Annotated in this window: 16 protein-coding genes; 8 read left to right on the top strand and 8 right to left on the bottom strand. The window is 74.0% G+C overall.

The features are described from left to right. Nucleotides 1–67: 67 nt before the first annotated feature. From BJF86_RS11655 to BJF86_RS11665, 3 genes are read left to right on the top strand one after another with little or no spacing between them, the layout of a single operon-like run. Complete coding sequence (locus BJF86_RS11655; protein WP_075819106.1) at nucleotides 68–1,543, top strand: CCA tRNA nucleotidyltransferase; 1,476 nt, start codon at nucleotides 68–70, stop codon at nucleotides 1,541–1,543. Beyond that, nucleotides 1,536–2,120 (top strand): hypothetical protein, encoded by a 585-nt coding sequence (locus BJF86_RS11660; RefSeq protein ID WP_075819108.1) that lies wholly within the window; start codon nucleotides 1,536–1,538, stop codon nucleotides 2,118–2,120. The genes BJF86_RS11655 and BJF86_RS11660 overlap by 8 nt, the downstream gene beginning before the upstream one ends. Next, entirely contained in the window at nucleotides 2,117–4,417 is a 2,301-nt protein-coding gene (locus BJF86_RS11665; protein ID WP_075819110.1) for an acyltransferase family protein, read from the top strand. The genes BJF86_RS11660 and BJF86_RS11665 overlap by 4 nt, the downstream gene beginning before the upstream one ends. On the opposite strand, the gene BJF86_RS11670 is transcribed toward BJF86_RS11665, so the two are convergent. Together BJF86_RS11670 and BJF86_RS11675 are read right to left on the bottom strand one after the other, a co-directional pair. Continuing rightward, nucleotides 4,366–5,721: a hypothetical protein gene (locus tag BJF86_RS11670; RefSeq protein ID WP_075819112.1), complete on the bottom strand. Its 1,356-nt coding sequence runs from the start codon at nucleotides 5,719–5,721 to the stop codon at nucleotides 4,366–4,368. The two genes, BJF86_RS11665 and BJF86_RS11670, sit on opposite strands and share 52 nt — an antisense overlap. Then, entirely contained in the window at nucleotides 5,718–7,919 is a 2,202-nt protein-coding gene (locus BJF86_RS11675; protein WP_083653006.1) for a transglycosylase domain-containing protein, read from the bottom strand. Before BJF86_RS11675 ends, BJF86_RS11670 begins: the two co-directional genes overlap by 4 nt. 122 nt (nucleotides 7,920–8,041) lie before the next feature. On the opposite strand from BJF86_RS11675, the gene BJF86_RS11680 reads away from it, so the two are divergent. Both BJF86_RS11680 and BJF86_RS11685 read left to right on the top strand, forming a co-directional pair. Next, complete coding sequence (locus BJF86_RS11680) at nucleotides 8,042–9,109, top strand: inositol-3-phosphate synthase (protein WP_075819117.1); 1,068 nt, start codon at nucleotides 8,042–8,044, stop codon at nucleotides 9,107–9,109. A 22-nt stretch (nucleotides 9,110–9,131) separates the two neighbouring features. Further along, nucleotides 9,132–11,264 carry a glycosyltransferase family 4 protein gene (locus BJF86_RS11685; RefSeq protein ID WP_075819119.1) on the top strand — a complete coding sequence of 711 codons (2,133 nt, stop codon included), beginning with the start codon at nucleotides 9,132–9,134 and terminating at the stop codon, nucleotides 11,262–11,264. Nucleotides 11,265–11,368: 104 nt separating this feature from the next. Here BJF86_RS11685 and BJF86_RS11690 read toward each other — a convergent pair whose 3' ends face one another. Genes BJF86_RS11690 through BJF86_RS11710 form a run of 5 tightly spaced genes read right to left on the bottom strand, consistent with a single transcriptional unit; the run spans nucleotide 11,369 to nucleotide 18,066 of the window. Next, nucleotides 11,369–12,592: a hypothetical protein gene (locus tag BJF86_RS11690; protein WP_075819121.1), complete on the bottom strand. Its 1,224-nt coding sequence runs from the start codon at nucleotides 12,590–12,592 to the stop codon at nucleotides 11,369–11,371. After that, a complete protein-coding gene (locus BJF86_RS11695) occupies nucleotides 12,585–15,272 on the bottom strand; it encodes a hypothetical protein (protein ID WP_075819123.1) in 2,688 nt (895 codons plus the stop codon). The genes BJF86_RS11690 and BJF86_RS11695 overlap by 8 nt, the downstream gene beginning before the upstream one ends. After that, complete coding sequence (gene wecB, locus BJF86_RS11700; protein ID WP_075819125.1) at nucleotides 15,273–16,382, bottom strand: non-hydrolyzing UDP-N-acetylglucosamine 2-epimerase; 1,110 nt, start codon at nucleotides 16,380–16,382, stop codon at nucleotides 15,273–15,275. Further along, a complete protein-coding gene (locus BJF86_RS11705; RefSeq protein WP_075819127.1) occupies nucleotides 16,379–17,008 on the bottom strand; it encodes a hypothetical protein in 630 nt (209 codons plus the stop codon). Before BJF86_RS11705 ends, wecB begins: the two co-directional genes overlap by 4 nt. Next, nucleotides 17,005–18,066, bottom strand: coding sequence for a glycosyltransferase (locus BJF86_RS11710; RefSeq protein WP_075819331.1), 1,062 nt, complete (start codon nucleotides 18,064–18,066; stop codon nucleotides 17,005–17,007). The genes BJF86_RS11705 and BJF86_RS11710 overlap by 4 nt, the downstream gene beginning before the upstream one ends. 81 nt (nucleotides 18,067–18,147) lie before the next feature. Here BJF86_RS11710 and BJF86_RS11715 point away from each other — a divergent pair, with 81 nt between their 5' ends. The 3 genes from BJF86_RS11715 to BJF86_RS11730 are packed head-to-tail and all read left to right on the top strand — an operon-like array spanning nucleotide 18,148 to nucleotide 22,381. Continuing rightward, on the top strand, nucleotides 18,148–19,413 hold the full coding sequence (locus tag BJF86_RS11715) for a nucleotide sugar dehydrogenase (protein WP_075819129.1): 1,266 nt from the start codon (nucleotides 18,148–18,150) through the stop codon (nucleotides 19,411–19,413). After that, a complete protein-coding gene (locus BJF86_RS17010) occupies nucleotides 19,410–21,245 on the top strand; it encodes an ATP-binding cassette domain-containing protein (RefSeq protein WP_083653008.1) in 1,836 nt (611 codons plus the stop codon). The genes BJF86_RS11715 and BJF86_RS17010 overlap by 4 nt, the downstream gene beginning before the upstream one ends. After that, nucleotides 21,242–22,381: a glycosyltransferase gene (locus tag BJF86_RS11730; RefSeq protein WP_075819131.1), complete on the top strand. Its 1,140-nt coding sequence runs from the start codon at nucleotides 21,242–21,244 to the stop codon at nucleotides 22,379–22,381. Before BJF86_RS17010 ends, BJF86_RS11730 begins: the two co-directional genes overlap by 4 nt. Here BJF86_RS11730 and BJF86_RS11735 read toward each other — a convergent pair. After that, nucleotides 22,331–23,617, bottom strand: a complete 1,287-nt coding sequence (locus BJF86_RS11735; RefSeq protein ID WP_075819133.1) for a glycosyltransferase family 4 protein — start codon at nucleotides 23,615–23,617, stop codon at nucleotides 22,331–22,333. The genes BJF86_RS11730 and BJF86_RS11735 overlap by 51 nt on opposite strands. Nucleotides 23,618–23,620 lie beyond the last annotated feature (3 nt).

Genomic DNA, 23,620 nt, shown 5'->3' on the forward strand with positions numbered 1-23,620 from the left:
GAGTGGGCAGGGCACGGAACGGGAGCGACGGCACCCGCGCACCGACCGGCCGACTACCCTGGATCCGATGTCCGCCACCCAGATCACGAGCGACGGCGCGCTGCTCCTGCGCGCCCTGCGTGAGCTGACCCCGGCCAGGGAGCTGCTCACCGAGGTCGGCGGGCTCTTCGCGGACGCCGGCCACGACGTCGCCCTGGTCGGCGGCCCGGTGCGGGACGCCTTCCTCGGGCGGTCCTCGACAGATCTCGACTTCACCACGTCCGCCACCCCGGACCAGATCGAGCGGACGCTCGGTGGCTGGGCCGACACGACCTGGGACGTCGGGCGCGCCTTCGGGACCATCGGGGCCCGTCGGGCCGGGGCGACCCTGGAGTTCACCACCTACCGTGCCGACGCCTACGACGGGCAGACGCGCAAGCCGGTCGTCGCGTTCGGGGAGTCTCTGGAGGAGGACCTCGTCCGTCGGGACTTCCGGGTCAACGCGATGGCGCTGCGGCTCCCCGACCTCACCTTCGTCGACCCGCACGGTGGGCTGGCGGACCTGGCGCACCGCCGGCTGCGCACCCCGCACCGTCCCGAGGTCTCCTTCAGCGACGACCCGCTGCGGATGATGCGCGCCGCCCGTTTCACGGCGCAGCTCGGGTTCGTCCTCGACGACGAGGTCCGGGAGGCGATGACCGACATGGCGCAGCGCCTGCGGATCGTGTCGGCCGAGCGAGTGCGTGACGAGCTGGTCAAGCTCATGCTGAGTGCGGACCCGCGTGCCGGGCTCGAGGTCATGGTCTCCACCGGCCTGGCCGACGAGGTGCTCCCCGAGCTCCCGGCGTTGCAGCTGGAGGTCGACGAGCACCACCGGCACAAGGACGTCTACGAGCACAGCCTCACGGTCCTGCAGCAGGCCATCGACCTCGAGGACGCGCCGGGAGCGCAGGACGAGGACGCGGTCCCCGGTCCGGATCTGGTGCTGCGCCTGGCCGCGCTGCTGCATGACATCGGCAAGCCGGCGACCCGGCGGTTCGAGCCGGGCGGAGGCGTCAGCTTCCACCACCACGAGGTCGTCGGGGCCAAGATGACCCGGGCCCGGCTCCGGGCGCTGCGCTTCGACAAGGAGACGGTGAAGGCAGTCACTCGCCTGGTCGAGCTGCACCTGCGGTTCCACGGCTACGGCACGGGCGAGTGGAGCGACTCCGCCGTGCGCCGCTACGTCACCGACGCCGGCCCGCTGCTCGGTCGCCTGCACAAGCTCACGCGCTCGGACTGCACCACCCGCAACCGCCGCAAGGCGGCTCGGCTGGCCGCCAGCTACGACCACCTGGAGCAGCGGATCTCCCGGTTGCGCGAGGAGGAGGAGCTGGCCGCCGTGCGACCCGAGCTGGACGGTCACCAGATCGGGGAGGTCCTCGGGATCTCGCCGGGCCCGGAGCTGGGCCGCGCCTACCAGCATCTGCTGTCGGTGCGGCTCGACCAGGGTCTGCTGGGTGAGGACGGCGCGCGCGCCGAGCTGCTGAGGTGGTGGGCGGAGCAGGAGCGCAGCAGTGGGTAGGCACAGCCGCACCCGGCACGGCCAGGACGCACCGACACGGTGGACCCAGCGGCTGTCCGGCATCCCCTGGATCACCGCGGTGCTGCTGCTCACCCTCCTGGTCGGGGGATGGGACCTGCTGCGTCCCCTGACGTATGCCGCGGAGGCCACCGTCGCCGCGGGCCAGGAGCGGGTCGCCGACGAGGTCGCCGTCGGCATGACCGACCCCGACCTGGAGCGGGACGTCGAGCGGGCCGTCGAGCTGGGCCCCGACCTGCGGGGGAGCGTGCAGCTCACGGTCCGGCACGAGCAGGGCGACCTGCGCGTCCACGTCCGCGCGGAGGCGCCCGACCCGCGGCTGGCGGCCGTGGCGGCGGACACCGCGGCCGCGCTGACCGTGCAGGGGCGACCGGACGAGCTGGAGCTGGTCGCGGCCGCCGAGGTGCCCACGGACCCGGTCGATTCCGGGGGGGCGGGCTGGCTGGTGCTGGCCGGGCTGGGTCTGCTGGCGGCGGCGTGGGCCGAGGGGACCCACCGGACGTGGCGGCGTCATCCGGTGGCCGGAGCAGGTGCCGAGCGACCGGTGGGTGCCCCGTGACCTCCGACCAGGCACCGCTCACCCGGACCCGTGCCAGGGCGCTGCACGCCGCGCGGCACGCGCTGCGGGTGCCACCCGTCCCTCGCGGCTTCCGCGCCGACATCGAGGGCATGCGCGCGCTCGCGGTGCTCGGGGTCATGCTCTGGCACGCCGGGGTGACACTGCTGCCCGGTGGTTTCGCCGGGGTGGACGTCTTCTTCGTCGTCAGCGGTTTCCTCATGACCTCCCTCCTGCTGGAGGAGGGGCGGGCCCGCGGGCGGATCGACCTCGCCAGGTTCTACGCGCGCCGCGCCCGCCGACTGCTGCCGGCCGCTCTCGCCGCGCTCGCCGGGACGGCGCTGCTCACGGTGGTCTTCCTGCCGCGTGGCCGGTGGGCTGAGGTGGGTGGTGACCTCGTCGCCTCCGCGACCTACGTCGTCAACTGGCGCATGGCGTGGCGCTCGGTGGACTACCTCGACCTGGAGCGCGCCCCCAGCCCGTTGCAGCACTACTGGTCGTTGTCCGTCGAGGAGCAGTTCTACCTCCTGTGGCCGGTGATCCTGCTCGGCCTGCTCGTGTATGCCGCGGGCCGGGCCCGCGTCTTCCGCGCCGCCTCCTGGGTCGTCACCCTGGCACTGTTCGGCGCCTCGCTCGCGCTGTCCTGGTGGTGGACGCTCGAGGAGCCGGCCGCCTACTTCGTCACCCCGACGAGGGTGCACGAGCTGATGCTGGGCGCGATCGTCGCGCTCGGGGCCCGTGCCTGGCCACGGCTGCCGCGGTGGGTGGCGGCGGTGGCCGGCTGGACCGGGCTGTCGCTCATCGTCCTCTCGCTCGTCGTCATCACCCGGGAGACGCTCTTCCCCGGCCTCTGGTCGCTGCTGCCGACGGGTGGCACCGCGCTGGTCCTGCTCGCTGGACCCGCAGCCGGGCGCATGGGGCCGGTCCTGCTGCTGCGCTGGTCGCCGCTGCAGTGGCTGGGTCGGCTGTCCTACAGCCTCTACCTGTGGCACTGGCCCTTCATCGCGGTGGCCGCCGAGCTCGTCCACGTCGGTCGGGGCGGTCCGGACACGCTGCCGGTGGGCTGGGGCCTGCTGGCGCTCGCGCTCGCCGTGGTGCCGGCCTGGTTGTCCTTCGTGCTGGTGGAGGACCCGGTGCGACGTCACGGTCCGGTGCTCGCGGCTCGCCTCACGCCCGGGCAGGCGACGTGGCGAACCCTGCGCCTCGGGCTGAACTGCACCCTGGCGGGGGCCGCGCTGGGCGTGGCCGTGATCGCCGTGGCGCCGCCCTCGCCGACGGAGAGCGCCGCCCGGTGGCGGACCCCGGCCGTGGTCGACGAGATGCGGTCCCCGGTCGGGGCCGACACCCTCGCGGTGGGGGTCGACGACCCGGCGACGACGACGCCGGCAGATGTCCCGGTCGAGGCCGCGGCGGCCGGCAGCGGGGTGTCGGGCGCGCTCGGCGAGCCACCTGCCGTGGTCGAGGTGCCCCAGGAGGTGGGTGAGCCTGCGGTGCCGTTGGAGCAGGTGCCCGACGACGTCCCGGCGCTGGAGCCGGAGGACTGCTTCGTGGGGCTGAGCGGGACCCGCGTCGGGGTGTGCGAGGCCGGGGACCCGGACGGGACACGCACCTTGGCCCTCATCGGTGACAGCCACGCGAGCATGTGGATGACGGCACTGGACCAGATCGGGCGCGACCGCGGCTGGCGCGTCATCGCCATGACCAAGTCGTCCTGCCCCCCGGCGCGCGGGCTGACCATCGAGCGCACCGGGGGGGCCGGGGACTACCGGCAGTGCAGCACGTGGCAGGACAACCTCGACGAGGTGCTCCTGGAGCAGTCACCGGATGTCGTGCTGCTCTCCAGCGCGTCCTACGGCACCACCGGGGCGGAGAAGGTGGCTGCCGGTCTGGGTCGGCGGATCGACATGCTGGACGAGGCCGGGATGCGCGCGGCGCTCATCCGGGACGTCCCCCGCGCGCCCTTCGACGTGCCGGCCTGCCTGCTGGAGAACCAGGAGGACGTGCCGCAGTGCTCCTTCGACCGGCAGGACGGTCTGGACGCCTCCGGCACCGGGCACGAGCTGCTCGCCGAGCAGCGTCCCGGGCTACCGGTCCTGGACCTCACCGCTGCCGTGTGCCCGGGCCGCACCTGCAGCCCGATCGTGGGGGAGGTCGTGGTCTGGCGCGACAGCAACCACCTCTCGGCGACCTACGTCCGCTCGCTGCGGGACGTCGTGGAGGAGCAGGTGGTGCCGGTCGTCCGTGCCGATCAGCTCGGGGAGACGGTCCGTGCCGGCGTCGAGGTCGGCATCGGGCGCTGAGCCACGACCTGCGGCGCCGGACGCGTGCCCACCCGCCACAGGATCCAGGCCCAGGCCGCCGCGCGCAGCACGACGGTCAGGGCGTAGGCGTCCCCCGGGAGGCCACGTCCAGGGTCGCTCGCGAAGGCGATGTGCAGCCAGGTGGTAAGGAAGACCAGGCCCTCCGCGAGCGCCCAGAGGAGGTGCTCGGCCCACCGGATCGCGGCCGTCGCGAGGAAGGGCAGCACCCACAGCCCGCTCTGGACCGACACCGAGGCCGCGGTCAGGGCCACCACGAGGAGCATCAGGGCGGTGACCTGCTCGACGTCGAGCTCGGGCCGCCGGGACGCACGGAAGCCTACGACCAGGGCGACCACCCACCCCGTCACCGCCACGGCTGTCGTCACCCAGGTGGGGACGGTGGACCCGAGCAGCCGGGGGATCATCTGCAGCGCGCCGTACCCGGCGGGCTGGCCCCACCACAGCTGGGCGGCGGAGAGCGACTCGGGCTGCAGGGTGACGAGGGGGAGCAGCACGACCAACGCCCCCAGCACCGTCCCGACGAGTGCCTGGAGGGCGGGCAGGGTCTGCCCGCGGCGCACCCCGACCAGCAGGATGGCCGCCAGCAGCAGCAGCGGGAAGGGACGGACGAGCAGCGCCGCCCCCAGCAGCAGGCCGCAGACCCAGGGGCGGTCCCGTCGCCAGGCCCACAGCCCGAGGACCATGAGGGTGACCCCGAGCAGGTCCGTCGACACGTGCGCCAGGAGCACCAGCACCGGGCTCGCCGCCAGGTGCGCCGCCCGCCACGGCGCTCCGGGGGACAGGCTCACCAGGGCCAGGACGGCCACGGCCACCAGCGGCACGCAGACGAGTGCCCAGAGCGTGAAGATCCACTGCTGCGCGGCGACGCCGTCGCCGGCGGCGGGCGAGACACGGGCGAGGAGCCACATGACGGCCCCGGCAAGCGGGGCGGTGCCGGTCGCGGCCCCCTCGCCGACCCAGGGCAGGGCCCGCTCGGCGAGCGGGGAGCTGACGTGCACGACCGGCAGGTCGGAGTAGCAGGCGCGCCAGAACTGGTCCGGCGTGTTCCAGCCCTTCATCAGGCAGTGACCGGATCGCCACACGCCGAGCGACAGCGCGATCGTCCCCAGCGCCACCAGGGCGGCGGCCACCCCGGCCAGACCTGCTCCGCCCACGACGGCGAACCGGCCGAGCGGGCCCCCCAGCGCGCCGGTGGCCCGCGCGACCACCGGGTCCGACCAGGACGGGACGTCCCAGGGTGGATCGCCGTGGCGGCGGTCCGGGAAGGGCGAGCGGTCGCTCACCCGGTCGGCGAGGGGGACGACCCCTCGGTCGGGTCGGGGCTCGTGGGGGTGGGCGCCGGGCTGGTGGGTGCGGGGGTGGTCGGCGCCGGGCTCGACTCGGTCGGCTCGGTGGTCGTCGGCTCCTCCGAGGTCGTCTCGGTCGGCTCCTCCGAGGTCGTCTCGGTCGGCTCCTCAGACGTCGTCTCGGTGGGCTCGGTCGTCTCCTCGGAGGTCGTCGGCTCCGGGGCCGGCGCCTGCGTGGTGGGGGCGGGGGTGCCGGTCGGTCCGCTGGTCCCCACCCGCGGGGAGAACTCCTGGATCTCCTCGCCCTCCATGGCCTGGCGCATGAACTCGCCCCAGACCTGGGCGGGAAAGGTGCCACCGGTGATCTGGTCGATCCCGGCCACGTCCTGCATCGGCACCGTGCCGTCGCCCTTGTACATCACGACCCCGGCGGCCAGCTGCGGGACGAAGCCGTCGAACCAGGCCGACACGTTGCGCTCGCTGGTGCCGGACTTGCCGGCGGCCGGCCGGCCGAGCTCGCCGGCCGACATGCCCGAGCCCTGCTCGACCACGTAGGTCATGGCGTCGGTGACGTCGACCGCGGCGTCACGGTCCACGGCCTGGGTGGTCTCCGGCTCGGCCTCGTAGGTCGTGTCGCCGGCGACGGTCTCCACCCGGGTGACGAGGTAGGGCGTGGCCCGCTCTCCCTCGGCGGCAATGGTGGCGTAGGCATTCGTCATCTGCAGCAGGGTCGGCGAGGCCGTGCCGAGCACGTTGGTCAGGTCGGTGTCCAGCCCCGGGGTGTCCTCCGGCAGCCCGAGGTCGACCGCCGCCTGCCGGGTCGCCTCGGGGCCGATCTGCTCGTTGAGCTGCACGTAGATCGTGTTGACCGACTCCGCCAGGGCGATGCGCAGGTCGATCACCCCGAAGCTGAGGTCGCGGAAGTTGTTGACCTCGAGGTCGCCGGTGTCGCCGAAGGACATCGGCGTCGGCCCCTCGAAGGTCTGGAGCGTGTCCACCCCCTCCTGCACGGCGGCCAGCAGCGTGACCGGCTTGAACAGCGAGCCGGCCTGGACCTGGGCGTCGGTCGCGGCGTTGAGCTGCGTCTCCTGGTAGTCCTCGCCGCCGTACATCGCGGTGACGGCACCGTCCCCGGGGCGGACCGACGTCAGCGCGACGGTGATGTCGTCGGTGCCCTCACCGGTGGGGCGGTAGAGCTCCACCGCCTCCGCGGCAGCCTCCTGGTGGTCCTGCTCGATGGTGGTCGTCACCCGGAGCCCGCCCCCGTCGATCTCGGCGTCGTCGACGCCCAGCACCTCCTTGAGCTCGTCACGCGCCTCCTGGGCGATGTAGCCCTCGACGCCCTGGGCCGCGGTCGAGGGCTGTGGCTCCTGGATCTCGGGCAGGCCCAGCCCGTCGCGCTCCGAGGCGTCCAGCCAACCCTCCTCGACCATGCCGTCCAGGATGTAGGCCACCCGCTCCTGCGCGCGCTCGTCGTTGCCCTCGGCGTAGTCCGGGTCGAACAGCGACGGCGCGTTGGTGACCCCGGTGAGGAAGGCACCCTCCTCCACGTCGAGCTCGGACACGTCCTTGTCGAAGTAGGCGCGGCTCGCGGTCTGGATGCCGTAGGCGCCCCGCCCGAAGTAGATCGTGTTGAGGTAGTTCTCCAGGACCTCGTCCTTGGCCAGCTCGTTGTCGATCTTGATCGCGATGATGATCTCGGTGAACTTGCGCTGCAGCGTCTGGTCCGCGGTGAGGTAGTAGTTCTTGACGTACTGCTGGGTGATCGTCGAGCCGCCCTGCAGGCCGTCGCCGGTCAGCGTGCGCCAGGCCCCCCGCGCGGTACCGGTGACCGAGACCCCCTCGTTCTCGTAGAAGGAGCGGTCCTCGGCCGACAGCATGGCGTAGCGCACGTGCTCGGGCACCTCGGACAGCGGGACCGACTCGCGGTCGTAACCCCCGGTGAACCGCGCCAGCTCGGTCTCGCCGTCCGCGTAGTAGAGGATCGAGCTCTGCGCCTCGGCGAAGTCGTTGGGCTCGGGGACGTCGGTCCGGGCATACGCCCACGCGAAGACCCCCACCGCCAGCAGGACTGCCAACAGCCCCAGGCCGGTGATCCACAGCAGGACGCGGCGGATCACGCCACGGCGACCCCCGCGGCGCTTCCGGGTGCCGGACGGGCGGCGGGAACGGGGTGTGGTGCTGGAGCTGCTCACGCCCCCATTGTGCCCCGGTGCCTGCGGCCGCCCCGGAATGCCCGTGCGGTCGGCGGCGTTGGCAGGTCACGAGAAGGGGCGGCCCAGGTGGGCCGCCCGCGCCGTGTCAGCAAGGAGTCCTCATGTCGTCGGTGAGAGTGGCGGTCGTGGGCGTGGGCAACTGCGCCAGCTCGCTCGTGCAGGGAGTGGAGTACTACCGGGACGCCGACCCGGACGGCTCCGTGCCCGGCCTCATGCACGTGCGCTTCGGCGACTACCACGTCGGTGACCTGGAGTTCGTCGCCGCCTTCGACGTCGACGCCGCCAAGGTGGGTCAGGACCTGTCCAAGGCGATCCAGGCCGGGGAGAACAACACGGTCACCTTCGCGCAGGTCCCGGACACCGGGGTCATGGTGCAGCGGGGTCCGACGCTGGACGGCCTGGGCAAGTACTACGCGCTCACGGTCGAGGAGTCGCTGGAGGAGCCGGTGGACGTCGTGCAGGCGTTGCGCGACGCACGGGCCGACGTGCTCGTGTCCTACCTCCCGGTCGGCAGTGAGGAGGCGGACAAGTTCTACGCCCAGTGCGCCCTCGACGCCGGGGTGGCCTTCGTCAACGCGCTGCCCGTCTTCATCGCGAGCGACCCGGAGTGGGCGGCGAAGTTCACCGAGGCGGGGGTCCCCATCGTGGGGGACGACATCAAGAGCCAGGTGGGGGCCACGATCACGCACCGGGTCCTCGCCCGGCTGTTCGAGGAGCGCGGGGTGGCGCTGGACCGGACCTACCAGCTCAACGTCGGCGGCAACATGGACTTCAAGAACATGCTGGAGCGGGAGCGGCTGGAGAGCAAGAAGGTCTCCAAGACCCAGGCGGTGACCTCCAACATCTCCACCGCGCTCGCGGACCGGGACGTGCACATCGGCCCGTCCGACTACGTCCAGTGGCTGGACGACCGCAAGTGGGCCTACGTACGGCTCGAGGGCCGTGCCTTCGGTGACGTCCCCCTCAACCTGGAGTACAAGCTCGAGGTCTGGGACAGCCCGAACTCGGCAGGCATCATCATCGACGCGATCCGGGCGGCCAAGATCGCCAAGGACCGGGGTCAGGGTGGACCGGTCGTCGGGGCCAGCGCCTACCTCATGAAGAGCCCGCCGGTGCAGATGCCGGACGACCAGGGGCGCGCCGAGGTCGAGGCCTTCATCCGCGGCTGACGGACGTGGGTAGGGTCGGGGAGTGCCCGCCGAGCCGCCCGATCCCCGCTCCAGCCCGCCCGGCGTGCTGACCGGGCCGCACGCGGGTCCACGTCGGGTCGTCGCCGTCGCCCGGTATGCCGCCGAGCTGGACGAGGCGGCGCCCCGGCTGCGTTCCCTGACCGACCACGGGCACCGGGTCGTGCTGGTGTGGGCCGAGGGGGAGCCGGGGCCCTCGTTGCGTTCCTTCCGCGGCCGGGTGCGCGTCGGCGCGGCCGACGCAGGCGGTGCGCGACAGGCGTTGCGCCGTGCGCTGCGACCCGCTCCGGCTGCCTGGTGGCGTGACCGCGGGGTCCTGGCCCGGCGGCTGCGCGGCGACCTGCGCGCCCGACGCACCCTGCACGCCGCCGACCTCCTGCTGCCCGTGGGATCAGAGGCACTCCGCCTCTTCGGTCGGCCCGGTGCCGCGCCGGTCACGGTCCTCACGCACGCCGAGCTGGAGGCCACGAAGCGGCTTGACGAGGTCTGGGTGGGGCTCCGGCGGCGGGTCCGCGCGGGGGCCCACCGCCTGGACCCCGAGCTGGCGACCGAGCTGCTCGACCACGTCGGGCGCACGGGTGGTCGCGTGCCGGCACGGCACCAGCCGCTGCTCGTCCCGCTCGTGGAGGCCCTGCACGCGACCGGGGAGTATGCGCTCGCCCACCGGGTCGTCGGCCTCCTGCCTGCGGCCGCGCCCGGCGGTGATCCCTCGGAGGAGGCGCTGCGCCGTGGTCTGCGGCAGCTGGTCGAGATCTCCCGCTCCGGGCGGGACCAGCCCGGCACGGCCGACGCCGTCCGGTCGCTGCTCGCGGCCGCCGACGAGGAGCTGAGCACCGCGGCACCGGACGTCGAGGCCGTCGCGCGACTGACCGGCCTGGCGCTGCAGCTGCTCTTCCACCGCGAGCTGCACGCCGACGGGGTCTCCTCCGCGCTGGTGACCGAGCCGGACGCCTACCTCGCCGACTGGCGCGCCTCGCGCGTCGGCCGGCTCCTGGCCACCCCGGTCCCCCGGGCCCCGGTCCTGCACCGGGCCGCCGGACGGACCGCGGCGACCCGGGACAACTCCTCCGGGGTCGGGCCGCGGGTGGTGGTGGTGCCCGGTTCCTACCCGCAGTTCGCCGTCCCGGTCCGCCGCGCCCTGGAGGACCGCGCGCAGGTGCACCTCGCCGAGCTGCGGACCCGGGACCAGCTGCGGGGGCTGGGCACGCGCCGTGAGCTGGTCCGCGCCCGGCTGGGCCAGGCCCTGGGGGAGGAGTGGGTGCCGGACTACGAGCTGCTGGAGGAGCTGGAGGCGGCCGACGCCCTCTTCGTCGACTGGGCCGACCGCGGGTCGATGGCGGCGGTCATGAGCGCGCCCGCCGGGGTCCGGGTGACCCTGCGCATCCACAGCATGGACGCCTTCTCCCCGTGGATCCACCTGCTCGACTGGAGCCGGGTCGACGTCCTGGTGCTGGTCAGCGACCACCTGCGGCGGATGGTCCAGACCCTCCTCGGCGAGCGGTTGCGGGACACGCAGGTGCGGGTCGTGCCCAACCTCCTGGACCCGGCACGCATCCCCACCGAGAAGGTCGAGGGCCATCGTCGCCGGCTCCTCATGGTCGGCTGGGCCCAGCGGGTCAAGGATCCGCTCTGGGCGGTGGAGGTCCTGGCCCGGCTCCGGGAGGACGACCCCGCCTGGACGTTGACGCTCGTCGGCACCGACTTCCCGGACGGCACGATCGCCTCGCAGCAGGCGTATGCCCGCGCGTTCCGCGAACGGATCACCCACGAGGACGTGCGCGGCGCGGTGCGCTTCGTCGGCTTCACCCGGGACCTGGCGCCGCACCTGGCGGCGTCGGGTGTCGTGCTGTCGACAAGCCGGCGTGAGTCCTTCGGCCTGGCGCTGGTCGAGGGTGCCGCCTCCGGCGCCGTGCCGGTCGTCCGCGACTGGCCGGTCTTCGCCCCGCTGGGCGGGGCCCGGGGGCTGTTCGGCGACTGGGTCGTCGACACCGTCGACGAGGCCGTCGCCCGGATCCGGTCGGTCGCCGAGGAGCCGGGGTGGTCCGCGGCCTCGGAGCAGGCCCGCGCACTCGTCGAGCGACGCTTCACGGCGGGAGCGGCCGGCTCCGAGCTCGTCGACCTGATCCTGGGCTCCTGACCGGGGAGATCGCGCCGGGGCGTGACTTTCCCGGTCGGTGCTGCTCGGGTGCTGGTCACCGACCGTAGAAAGTCGTGCCGGGGCCCGACGTCACCGGTCGGTGGTCAGCCTCTGGCGATCTCGGCCAGCACCTGCACCGCGGCCGAGGTGTGCTCCACCGGCGAGCGGTGCTGCAGCGGCTGGGCGTCGAGCACGGAGCCGGGCTCCACCATGCCCCACACCGAGGTGCCGCTGCCGCGGTAGTCGCTCCACTTGCTCGGCAGGAAGGGGTTGGTCGCGAGCAGCCCGTCGGTCACCGCGTCGCTGACGAGGAGCACGTCCATCCGGGTGCAGAGGGCGAGGAAGTCGAGGTAGCCCACGAACGGCCCGACGCGCACGCAGTCGCCGAGACCGCGGCGCTCCACCTCCCGCTCGACCTCCTCGCGCCGCCCGGCGAAGACGTGCAGGCCGACCTGCGACCGGAGCCGGCCCGGCAGCGCCTCCAGCGCGGCCAGCACGCTGCCCATCCCGCGGGTGGCGTAGAAGTTGCCGAAGTAACCCAGGTGCCGACGGTCCGGGTCGAGCGGGTAGTCGGGGTCGGCCATCGTGTAGAACGACGGGGGCAGCGTCGGGTGCGGTGAGACTTCGCTGCGCCCCCGGACCCGCTCCACGAGCTGGTCGTCCTCGACCGTCTCGAGCATCAGCTCGCGCTGGTGCTCGTTGGTGAAGACGAGCGTGTCGGCGAGGGCGAAGGCGAGCTGCTCGGCCCACTGGAAGGAGTTGCCGGTCGTCGGTGGCCGGAAGCCGGCGCGCGAGATGCCCTCGCCGAGCACCTCCAGCAGCGGCCCGTCCTGCGCGGGCGCGTGCCGCACCGCCCCGGTGACGTCCCGGGACAACGGGTCGGAGAACTCCGCGGTCCACCGCATCCCCGGCCGGAGCAGCGCCAGTCGCGCGGCGAGGACGTGGCTGGCGGTGAAGTGCGCGCGGCTGTAGAGGCGGGCGTACCCGGCACCCTCCCGGTCCCACTGCAGGGCCCGTTGGAGGCCGCGCTGGGTGAAGCCGGTGATGCCGCGCCAGGAGGAGAACAGCGTGGGGGACGGCAGCTGGTGGCGGCGGACCACGAGGTGGTCGGCGATGCTCGCCAGCCCGGGGTCGGTGCTGCGCTGGCTGGACATCTTGTTCTGCAGCACGTCGACCGACCGCCCCGCCTCGCGGACCCGCTTGGCGGCGACGATCGCCGAGGTGTCGACGTAGGGCGGGAAGCAGTAGGAGACGACCAGGTCCTCGGCGGGGCCCGACGAGGGGTGCTCGTCGGCGGGGTCGGGCGCCGCGGGGGTCGTCTCAGCCATCGCCCCGCACTCTACTGGCGTCCGCGAGCGCCGCGGCCGGGCCGCCCAGCAGGTCGAGCACGCGGTCGCTCCACGGCAGCGCCACCGGGCGGACCCCCGCGACGAGGTCCAGCGCGCCGGGCTCCTCCCGGTCGGGGTCCGGCGAGGATCCCAGCCCGAGCCACAGGACGGCCCCCGGGTCGATCTCCTGGTCCAGCGTGGTGCTCCAGTCCGCTCCCGCGGCGCGGCTGAGCAGCCGCAGCTCGCGCCGTGCGGCGAAGGCCCGGTCCGTGGCGTGCAGCATCGTCAGGGTGCCGGCCTGGGTGGAGGGGTCCCAGCACGTCACCGCTGGTGCGCTGTCCGGCACGGGCTCCAGACCGAGCAGGCTGGCCTCCGGGCCGGCGCACAGGACCGCCGGACCGCGGCGGAGCAGCAGCTCGACATGCCGGCGGAGGCGCTCCCGCGCGGTGGTGCCGAGCCGCTCCGCATACGCGTCGAGCTCGGGCAGCGGCCCAGGCCGCCACGTGCGGCGCCCGCCCGACCCGGAGGAGAGCAGGGCCGAGCGCGCGCCCAGCGTCTCGGGCGGCGACGGTCCGTCCGGCAGGAGGGCGGCACCGCTCGCCAGGGTCGTCCCGTCCGTGCTCAACCAGGGGCCGAGCGCACCCACCGGGTCGCCGAGCACGAGGGACCCGTCAGGTCCGCCCAGGACCACGGCCCAGGCACCGGTGAGGGCTGCGGCCCGCGTGGCGGCGCGGTCGAGCGAGGGGTCCTCGACGACGAGCTGGTGCAGGAGGTCGGCGACCGGTGCCGGTCCGTCCCGTCCGTCCGGCAGGTCGCACGGCTCGCCCAGGACCAGGGCGAACCTGCCCTGTCGGCCCGAGAGCGCCGCCGGGAGCGACGGATGCCGGTGCAGGCCGAGTGATCCGGGCAGCTCGGTGTGCAGAAAGCCGTCCGGGATGCTGGTGCTGGGCGATCTCCGGGCGACGAGGGCGTATCCCCAGGGCAGGCCGGGGCCCTGCGGTGTCGGGTCGGCGTCGTGCGGCCCTGCCGGGTCCGCTGGGCGCGGCGTCCGGCGCCACGGCAGCAGGTCGGTGAGGCGTCGCAGCCGGGTCGGTCCTGGAGGTGTCGGGGCTGCCACTCCCGGCCGGGCTGGCGAGGCGCGCTGCGGGGCCGCCGGTCCTCGGGCGGGCTCGCGGACACCCAGGTCGTCCAGGAGCCGGTGGAAGAGCACCTTGTCGCGACGCAGCGGGTAGGGCAGCGAGATCATCGTCTCCAGCAGCCGCCGGTCGTTGAAGGGGAGCAGCACCCGGTGCCCGAAGTCGCCGTCGCAGAACTTCTGCCATCCCCAGCGGCCCATCCGCTGCTCCCAGTAGACGAGGTCGTAGGCGTCGTGGCCGAGCAGGTCGGCCTCCGACAGCGGCGCCTGCTCCAGGTAGTCCCCGTAGAGCTGCTCGGCGAGGTCGTCGTGCGCCCCTGGTCGCCCACCGGCGAAGATCCGCGTGAGCCACCGGGCGTCCAGCTCGTGCGGCGGGCGGGTCACCGCCTTGGTGTAGGTCGTGGCGATCTCGGCGCCGTTGCTCTGCAGCTGCACGAGGTCGGCGGGCAGGTCCGCCCACATCGCGTGGGCGGCGCCGCGTGAGGTGATCCGCGGGGCGTAGGTGCGCCGGCTCACGACGTCGAAGGTGCCCCCGCGGGGCGGCTGCCGCCAGCGCAGCACGCGGTGCGGCAGCCGGAGCTGCCCGGCGACGTCGCGGGCGCCCAGCACGTCCTGCACGGCGGCGTCGCTGCCGACCGCCTCGCGAGGGTTGACGTAGGTGAAGGCGAACCCGTCCCGCGCGCGCAGTGCCGGTGCCGCTGCCGCGGCGCTCACCCTGCTGTCCAGCCCACCGGTGAGGCTGACCGCGGGGCGACCCAGGTCGGCGAGCAGCCGGAGGTGCGCGGTGAGGCGCTCCCGGAACTCGGCGTGGACCGTCTCCACGTCCGGGTCCTCCACCCGGGGCTGCCACGGCCAGAAGCGCTCGTAGCCGGTGACCGGCCCGTCCGCGCCCACCCGTAGCCGGAGCATCGTGTTGGGCAGCACCGCCCGGACTCCCCGGTAGGCGGTCCGGACTCCCGGCAGATAGCTCACCCGGCCCGCCATCCGTTCCCGCAGCGTGGCGAGCAGGGCCTCGGCCTCCGGATCCACCTCGAAGCGGAGAGCATCGGCGACCAGCACGGGTGAGCTGCCGACGGCGGCCCGGTCGGCGGTCCGTCCGACGAGCACGGGCTGGCTCGCCATGGTGTCCGGGACGACGAGGAGCTCCGGGTCCGGCCCGCGCCCCGCGACCGCCTCGTCGCCGGTGCGGCCCGCGGTTCGCGCCACGAGGGTGAACCTGCCCCCGAGGTATGCCGTCTCCCGCACCAGGGCCTGCTCGCCGCCGGTCGCCCAGGTGTCGGCGAGCCGGCGCGCGACGGTGGGGCCGTCGTGCGTGCCGCGGGCGACGTCGACCGGGTGGCCGAGGAGGATCAGGTGCCCGCGGTGCGAGGACGCGCTCGTCGCGACGGTCCGGGGCTGCAGCCAGAGCGTCGCCCCGGGCAGGCTCACGGTGTCGCGGCGCCATCCCTCGACCTCGCTCGGCGCACCGTCCCGGCCGGCTCCGACGAGGAGCAGGTAGCCGTGCGGGTGGGTGCCCGCGAGGACCGCGGCAGGGTCGACGTCCACTCAGGCCAGCCCCAGGGAACGGGCGAGGACGGCGGCGATGCGCGGCCCCGCCTGACCGTCCCAGAGCGGCGGCACGGGCGTGGACCCGGGCGCCGGGCGGCCGGCCGCCAGGGTGCCCGCGACCGCGGCGGGCAGCTCGTCGTGGGTGGTCAACGTGTTGGTGCCGTGGGTGATCGTCACCGGTCGCTCGGTGTTGGGGCGCAGGGTCAGGCAGGGCACGCCGAGCACCGTGGTCTCCTCCTGGACCCCCCCGGAGTCGGTCACGACGACCGCGGAGCCCTGCACGAGCGAGAGGAAGTCGAGGTAGCCCAACGGGTCCACGGCCCGCACCGCGGGGTGGTCGGTCAGCCCGGCGGCGGCCAGCTTGGGACGGCTGCGGGGATGCAGCGGGAGCACGACCGGGCACTGGTCGGCCACGGCGTGCAGCGACGCCACGACGGTGCGGGCGTAGGCCTCCTCGTCCACGTTCCCCGGACGGTGCAGGGTCGCGGCGACGTAGGACGACGCGTCCAGGCCGATCGCGCCGGCGACCCGGGCGGGGTCGAGCCGGTGCCGGTGACGCAGCAGGGTGTCGATCATGGGGTTGCCCACGAGGTGGACCGCGGCGGCGTCCACGCCCTCGGCCGCCAGGTTGTCCGCGGCGTCCTGGCAGGTCACGAGGAGCAGATCGCTGATCCGGTCGGTGACCATCCGGTTGATCTCCTCCGGCATGCGCCGGTCGAAGGAGCGCAGACCCGCCTCGACGTGGGCGACGGGGACGTGCAGCTTGGTGGCCACGAGCGCGGCGGCCACCGTGGAGTTGACGTCGCCGTAGACGACCACGAGGTCGGGACGCCGCTGCGTCAGCACCTGCTCCAGGCCCACCATGGCGGCGGCGGTCTGCGCACCGTGCGGTCCGGACCCCACCCCGAGGTCGACGTCCGGGCGGGGCAGGCCGAGCTCGGTGAAGAAGACCGTGCTCATCCGGTCGTCGTAGTGCTGACCGGTATGCACCAGGAGCTGGTCGACGTCGTGTGCGCCGAGCCCCTCGATCACCGGCGCCGCCTTGGGGAAGTTCGGTCGCGCGCCGGTGACGTGGACGACGAGCGGCCGCGGCCGGCTCGTGCTCACCGGTGCTCCCCGACCGGTCCCGCCCGGAGGTCCTCCGGCAGCCGGGCACCGATGGCGCGCACCAGGCGCTCGTCGAGAGGGTCCAATCCGTCTGCCCCCGCCCGCGCGAGGTGCCACAGCTGGTAGTGGTCGACGATGCCCGCGACCCGCCGGGCGACGTGATCCTCCCAGCCCGCCGGCCCGCCGAGGCCACCACAGGCGAAGGCGGCGCGCGGCACGAGCAGCTCGAGGACGACGTCGTGACGCCGCGCCGCGGCGAAGACCGGCCGGTCGAGGACGAACAGCGGCCGGAAGGTCGCCAGCTCGGCCTGCAGCGCGGCGACCCGCTCGATCAGCCCCTCCGCCTCGGCCTCCTCCAGACCGGTCGCCAGCACCCCGACCACGGGCAGCCGCGAGACGTCGGGACCCGTGACGTGCCGGCCGCCCCGCAGCGGGACGTCGACGTGCCCGGCGCCGTGCCGGGGGGCGAAGACGCGCCACGCGAGGTCGGTGAGCGTCGGGCTGCGCCGCACCCGGGGCAGCACCTCCTCCAGCGCCAGTCGGTAGCCGGGGGCGCGTCGCAGCAGGCCCGCCAGCCGGGCCATGCGCTGCTGCTGCCGACGCTGCGCGTCCGTCGCCGCGGTCATGCCGCGCTCGCCACGTCGAGGATGGCCGCCGCCGCGGCCGCCGCACCGTTGCCGGGATCGGCCGCCCTCGCGGCCTCCGCCAGCTCCGTCCCGTGGTCCAGCAGCTCACCGACCAGTGCGCCCGCTCGGCCGCCGGTGAGCGTCGGGGCGCTCAGGGCCCAGCCGCGGCGGGCCGCCTCGTCCGCACGCCCCTCCTGGTCGTCCAGCGAGGTGTGGCGGTTCGGGACGAGGATCGTCGGCACGCCGAGCCGCAGCGACTCGTGGACCGAGTTGTAGCCCGCCGCAGCGATGACCAGGTCGAAGGCGCGGTAGTGCTCGGAGAGCGGGAAGTGCCGCACGAGGTGCACGTCCCCGGAGTAGGCGTTCTCGGCGATGGCGGGGGCGGTGACGCAGACCCCGATCCCGCGCTCGGTCAGCGCCGCGGCCGCCGCCCCGACCTCGTCACCGGTGTCGTTGATGTTGCCGGCGCCGAGCGAGACCAGCGCCAGCGGGCCGTGCTCCGGGAGCCCCAGCGCGGCCCGCGCGGCATCGCGCTCCTGCAGCTGGTCGGCGTCGACGAGCGTCACCGGCGGCACCCGGACCACCTCGGTGTCCGGCACCTGCGCGGTCGCGCCGCGGTCGGCCGCCGCGCACAGGTCGCCGGGCTCGAGGACCGCGTCGAACCAGGCGCCCTTCTCCAGCTGGTCGGTGTTGCGCCCGGGCCGCCACATCCCGCGCCGCGACCAGACGGCGCGGGTGCGCGGATGGCTCGCCAGGGCCGCGTCCAGCCCGGAGTATGGGTGGGTCCCGTCGAAGACCAGCACGTCGGGGTCGACCCGGTCCAGGATCTCGGCGAGCTGGTCGGCGAAGAGCCGGCGCCAGGCGGCCGGTCGGAGCCCGGAGGACCCCTGCGAGACGAGGTACTCCCAGGGCAGCCCCTCGGCGCTGACGACCGGCACCGCCTGCGACAGCGACACGACGTGACGGTGGTCGTCGGGCATCCGTCGGGCGTACGCCAGCAGGCGAGTCAGGTGCCCCATCCCCGCGCCGTTGCTGGACAGCAGGAGCACCGACGACATACCGGCGATCATGGCACAGCGCGATATGCTCAGGGCGCGCGCGTTCGCACCCCACCCCCGTCTCGAAGGAGTCCTGCCACCGTGGCTGTCGACGCTGTCATCATCGGCCTGGGATACGTCGGCCTCCCGCTGGCGCAGGAAGCGACACGGGCGGGCATGCGCGTGCTGGGATTCGACATCCACCAGGGGGTGGTGGACGCCCTCAACGAGGGCCGGTCGCACGTCGACGACCTCGCCGACGACGACATCGCGCAGATGCGTGACGGGGGCTTCGAGGCCACGACGGACGAGGCGCGGATCGCGGAGGCGGGGACCGCCGTCATCTGCGTGCCGACGCCGCTGTCGCCGGAGGGCGGTCCGGACCTGCGGGCGGTGGAGTCGGCGGTCGCCGCCGTGGCCCGCAACCTGCGCCCGGGGATGCTCGTCGTGCTGGAGTCCACGACCTACCCCGGCACGACCGACGAGGTGGTGCGGCCCGTCCTGGAGGCCGGCGGGCTGGTCGCGGGCGAGGACTTCCACCTGGCCTTCTCGCCGGAGCGGATCGACCCCGGCAACGAGCGCTTCGGTGCCAAGAACACCCCCAAGGTGGTCGGCGGGCACACGCCGTCCTGCAGCGACGCGGCGGCCGACTTCTACGGCCGCTTCGTCGACACCGTGGTCCGGACCAAGGGCACCCGGGAGGCGGAGACCGCCAAGCTGCTGGAGAACACCTACCGGCACATCAACATCGCGCTGGTCAACGAGATGACCCGGTTCTGCCACGAGCTCGGCATCGACCTCTGGGACGTCATCGGGGCCGCCAGCTCCAAGCCGTTCGGCTTCCAGGCGTTCTACCCCGGTCCGGGCGTCGGGGGGCACTGCATCCCGATCGACCCCAACTACCTCTCCCACAACGTCCGGGCCCGGCTGGGCTACCCGTTCCGCTTCGTCGAGCTGGCCCAGGAGATCAACGCAGGTATGCCGGCCTACGTCGTCGGGCGGGCCCAGGACATCCTCAACGCCGCGGGCAAGCCGCTCAACGGCTCGACCGTGCTCCTGCTCGGCGTGACCTACAAGCCGAACATCGCCGACCAGCGCGAGTCGCCGGCGGTGCCGCTGGCCCGGCTGCTGGCCGCCAAGGGCGCCTCCGTGCTCTACCACGACCCGCACGTGCAGGAGTGGCACGCGGCGGGCGACTCGGTGTCCGGTCGGGTCGAGGACCCGGCGACCGCGGCCGGCGAGGCGGACCTGACGATCCTGGTGCAGAACCACCGGGGCTACGACGTGGACGCCCTCGCCGCCGCCTCGCAGGCCTTCTTCGACACCCGCGGCGCCGCCGCCGGGGGAGAGAAGGTCGTCCGGCTGTGAGCGCCGACCTCGGGCCCGAGCCGCACCACCAGCCGCTCGCGCTGGATCACGACGCCGCGGCCGACCTCGCGCGCCGCCACGGCATGGAGCAGGTCGCCACCCGGCCCACGCTGCGGGAGTACGTCGGCGAGATCTGGCGCTACCGGCACCTCATGTGGTCGCTGGCCAAGGGCGAGGTGATCAGCCAGCACCGGGACAACTACCTGGGCATCCTCTGGTCGGTCATCAACCCGATCATGCTGGGCGTCGCCTACTACCTCATCTTCGGCAAGCTGCTCGGCCTGGAGCGGGACGTCGACAACTTCGTCAGTTTCCTCACCATCGGGCTGTTCACCTTCACCTTCATCTCGGCGACGCTCACCTCCGGCGCCCGGGCGCTCATGGGCAAGGTGGGCATGATGCGCTCGCTGGCCTTCCCCCGGGTGCTGCTGCCGGTGGTCGTCGTGGTCTCCGAGTTCGTCAACAACATCCCCGCCTTCCTCGTGCTCGTGGTCATCGCGCTCATCAGCGGTGAGCCGATCACGTGGGAGTGGCTGCTCTTCCCGGTGGCCCTGCTGGTGGTGGTGATGATGGGCCTGGGGCTGGCCATGCTCATCTCCCGGCTGGTGCACGCCGTGCGCGACCTCAACAACATGGTCCCCCTCGTCGTCCGGCTCATGCGCTACGTCTCCGGGGTCTTCTTCTCGATCGACGCCCGCTTCGGCGACCTCGACGGCGTCCCCGACTGGGTCGGGGCGGTGCTCGCCTACCAACCCGTCGCGGTGAGCCTGACGCTGGTGCGCGAGACGCTCATGGAGGCTTCCCGGTCCGGTGGGAGACGTGGGCGGTCGCCGGGGCCTGGGCGGTGCTGCTCTTCGGCGTCGGCTTCGTCGTCTTCTGGCGGGGGGAGGGCACGTATGGCCGCGCCTGAGCAGCGGCAGCCGCCCGGCGGGGCCGAGCAGGTGTCCGTCGAGGGAGAGCGGATCCCCTCGGTCGTCGTCTCGCACGTCGACATCAAGTACCGCATCTACGGCAGCCCGAAGAAGCAGGACCAGCCCGAGGACGAGGCGGAGTCCGCCCTGCGGCGGCTGTTCAGCCGCAGCACCCCCGGCCTGGGCGTGCAGGAGGTGCATGCGGTCAAGGACGTGTCCTTCGTCGCCTACCGCGGGGAGTCGATCGGCATCATCGGGCGCAACGGGTCGGGCAAGTCGACCCTGCTGCGCTCGGTCGCCGGGCTGGTGCCTCCGACCAACGGCACGATCTGGTTGGGTGGCAAGGCGGCGCTGCTCGGGGTCAACGCCGTCCTGCAGCGCAAGCTCAGCGGCCGCGACAACATCTGGATCGGTGCCCAGGCGCTCGGTCTCACCCCGGCCCAGGTGCGACGCCGGATGGACGACATCATCGAGTTCGCCGACATCGGCGACTTCATCGACCTCCCGATGAGCAGCTACTCCAGCGGGATGGCGGCCCGGTTGCGCTTCGCGATCTCCACCGCTGTCGTGCCCGACATCCTCATCGTGGACGAGGCGCTGGCCACCGGCGACGAGCACTTCCGCGCCCGGGCCACCGAGCGGATCGAGCAGATCCGGGAGCAGGCGGGCACCGTCTTCCTGGTGGCCCACAGCCGACGTCGCATCAACCAGCTCTGCACCCGGGTCCTGTGGATGGACGACGGGCGGTTGCTCGGCGACGGCCGGCCGTCGGTGATCAACGGCCTGTACGGTCGCAAGTACGGCAAGCACCGCCAGGTGTGGCGCGAGCGTTACGAGGAGATCAACCGGGTCATGCAGGAGCAGGGGGCCGACGCCGCCCGGGACCTGCTGCGCAAGTGGGAGCCGGAGGGCAACTGGTGACCTCCCGCCGGATCCTCGTCGTCACCGTCGTCCATCACCCGGAGGACGCACGCATCCGGCACCGTCAGATCGCCAGCCTCCTCGCCGCGGGGTGGGAGGTCACCTTCGCCGCGCCCTGGACCGGGCACGGCGTGCAGCCCCCCGACGACGGGACGGTGCCGGGGCTGACGGCGCTCGACCTGACGCGCTCCAGCGGACGCCGACGGTTCGCCGCGCAGCGGGATGCCCGCCGGGTGATGCGCGAGCACGGCCCCCGGCACGACGTGGTGCTGCTGCACGACCCCGAGCTCGTGCCGAGCACCTTCGGCATCTCGCTGCCGCTCACGGTGTGGGACGTGCACGAGGACACCGCGGCGGTGGTCGACCTGCGGTCCTGGGTGCCGGCCCGGCTGCGCGGGCCGCTGCGCTCGCTGGCCGCGACGATGGAGCGCAGCGCCGAGCGTCGGATGGTCCTCATCCTCGCCGACGAGGACTACGCCCAGCGTTTCGCCCAGCCGCACCTGGTGGTGCCCAACACCACCCCGGTGCCCCCTGACCCCCCGCCTGCCGGGACGCCGGACGAGCAGGGGCGGCTGCGCGTGGTCTACCTCGGCAGCCTGACGCGGGAGCGCGGCGTGGGTGAGCTCGTGCGGGTGGGTGAGCAGCTGGCCGCCCGCACCGAGGGCCGCGCGGTGCTGGAGATCGTCGGTCCGGCGCACGGGTCGGCCACCACCGAGCAGCTGCAGGCGGCGCAACGGGCGGGCCACCTGGAGTGGTCCGGGTTCCTGCCTGCCGACCGGGCCCTGGACCGGCTCGACGGGGCGCTCGCCGGGCTCTCGCTGCTCCACGACGTGGAGAACTTCCGGCCGAGCATGCCGACCAAGGTGGTGGAGTACCTCGCCCACGCCGTCCCGGTCATCAGCACCCCGCTGCCCCGGGCGGTGGACCTCGTCGACCGCAGCGGTGCCGGCACGGTCGTCCCCTTCCACGACGTCGAGCAGACCGTCGAGCAGCTGCTGGCCTGGGTGGCGGACCCGGCGGCCGCGGCGGAGCTCGGACGGCGCGGGCACGACCTCGCACGCCGCGAGCTCGACTGGGGGGTCCACTCAGCGGAGTTCGTCACCGCCATGGAGCGGCTCGCCGAGGCCCCCCGCTGACCCTCGGGTCGCGAGGGCGTACGCCTCGTCGTAGCGGGCCGCCAGCGCCCGCCAGGTGCGGTGCTCGCGCACCCACGAGCGGCCCGCGGCGGCGAGCTCGGCACGCCGCGCGGGATCCTGCCGCAGCCGGTCGAGCACCTCGGCCAGGGCGGCGGCGTCGCCTGCGGGGAAGGCCACGCCCCGCTCGGCGTCGCCGACGATCTCCAGCAGCGCGGGCAGCGCGGAGACCACCACCGGCAGCCCCATCGCCATCGCCTCGTAGGGCTTGAGCGGGGTCACGAGGCGGGCCGCCCGTTCGTCGATGCGCGGCACGACGAAGACGTCGAGCAGCGCGTAGTAGTCACCGACCTCGGCGTGCGGCACCTGCCCGGTGAGCACGACGTGCTCGACGACCCCGAGGTCCGCGGCGCGCTGCCGCAGGGACTCCGCTCGCTCACCCCCGCCGACCAGCACGGCGGTCACCGGTATGCCCCGCCGGCGCAGCTGCGCGACCGCCTCGACCAGCACCTCCTGGCCCTCCCGCGGGTGGTCCAGGTTGCTGACGTAGCCGACCACGAAGGCGTCGTCGAGCCCGAGCCGTCGGCGCAGGTCGGCCCGCGGCGTCCGGGGAGCGATGGCCTGGTCGTCGACGCCGTTGGGCACCACCACGACCCGCGCCGGGTCGATCCGCCCGCCCTGCCCCGGGCGGTCGAGGATGTCCTGGCGCATCGACTCGCTGAGCGTGACCACCGCTGCCGCCTCGCCGAGGACCCTCGTCTCCAGCGCACGCCGTAGCCGGTAGAGCTCGCTGTCGGTGGCACGCTCGACGTCCGAGGTCCACACCCCCTCGAACAGCCCCCGCACCTCGTAGACGACGGGTATGCCGGTGGCCCGGCCGACGGCGAGCGCCACGAGCGCCAGCTCGTAGCCCCGGTGGCCGGAGTGCGCGTGCAGGAGCGCGGGGCGGTGCCGCACGACCTCGGCCAGCAGCCGTCGCGCGAAGGCGTCGAGGTAGGCGTCCGCGCCCTCGCGGGCCGGGACCTCCTCCCGGGTGAGCCGCAGGTGCCGGACCCCCGCCACGGTCTCCACCGGGGGCGCCGGCTCGCCCGGGAAGTCCAGCGCGGTCGCGGCGAGGACGTCCTCGCCGCCCCGGGCGCGCTCGCCCAGCAGGTAGGCCGAGCGCACGGCATACCCGCTCGTGCGCTGGGGTAGGGACACCTTGAGCAGGTGCAGCACCCGGCCGGGCTCGGGATCCACGGG

The organism is Serinicoccus sp. CNJ-927 (genome assembly GCF_001942435.1).
GTDB classification, from domain to species: Bacteria; Actinomycetota; Actinomycetes; order Actinomycetales; family Dermatophilaceae; genus Ornithinicoccus; species Ornithinicoccus marinus.

Bases quoted from the DNA above. Each gene is read 5' to 3' on its own strand.
- BJF86_RS11690 (WP_075819121.1), bottom strand. From the start codon at position 12,592: ATGGCTGAGACGACCCCCGCGGCGCCCGACCCCGCCGACGAGCACCCC.
- BJF86_RS11710 (WP_075819331.1), bottom strand. From the start codon at position 18,066: ATGTCGTCGGTGCTCCTGCTGTCCAGCAACGGCGCGGGGATGGGGCAC.
- BJF86_RS11655 (WP_075819106.1), top strand. From the start codon at position 68: ATGTCCGCCACCCAGATCACGAGCGACGGCGCGCTGCTCCTGCGCGCC.
- BJF86_RS11705 (WP_075819127.1), bottom strand. From the start codon at position 17,008: ATGACCGCGGCGACGGACGCGCAGCGTCGGCAGCAGCAGCGCATGGCC.
- BJF86_RS11680 (WP_075819117.1), top strand. From the start codon at position 8,042: ATGTCGTCGGTGAGAGTGGCGGTCGTGGGCGTGGGCAACTGCGCCAGC.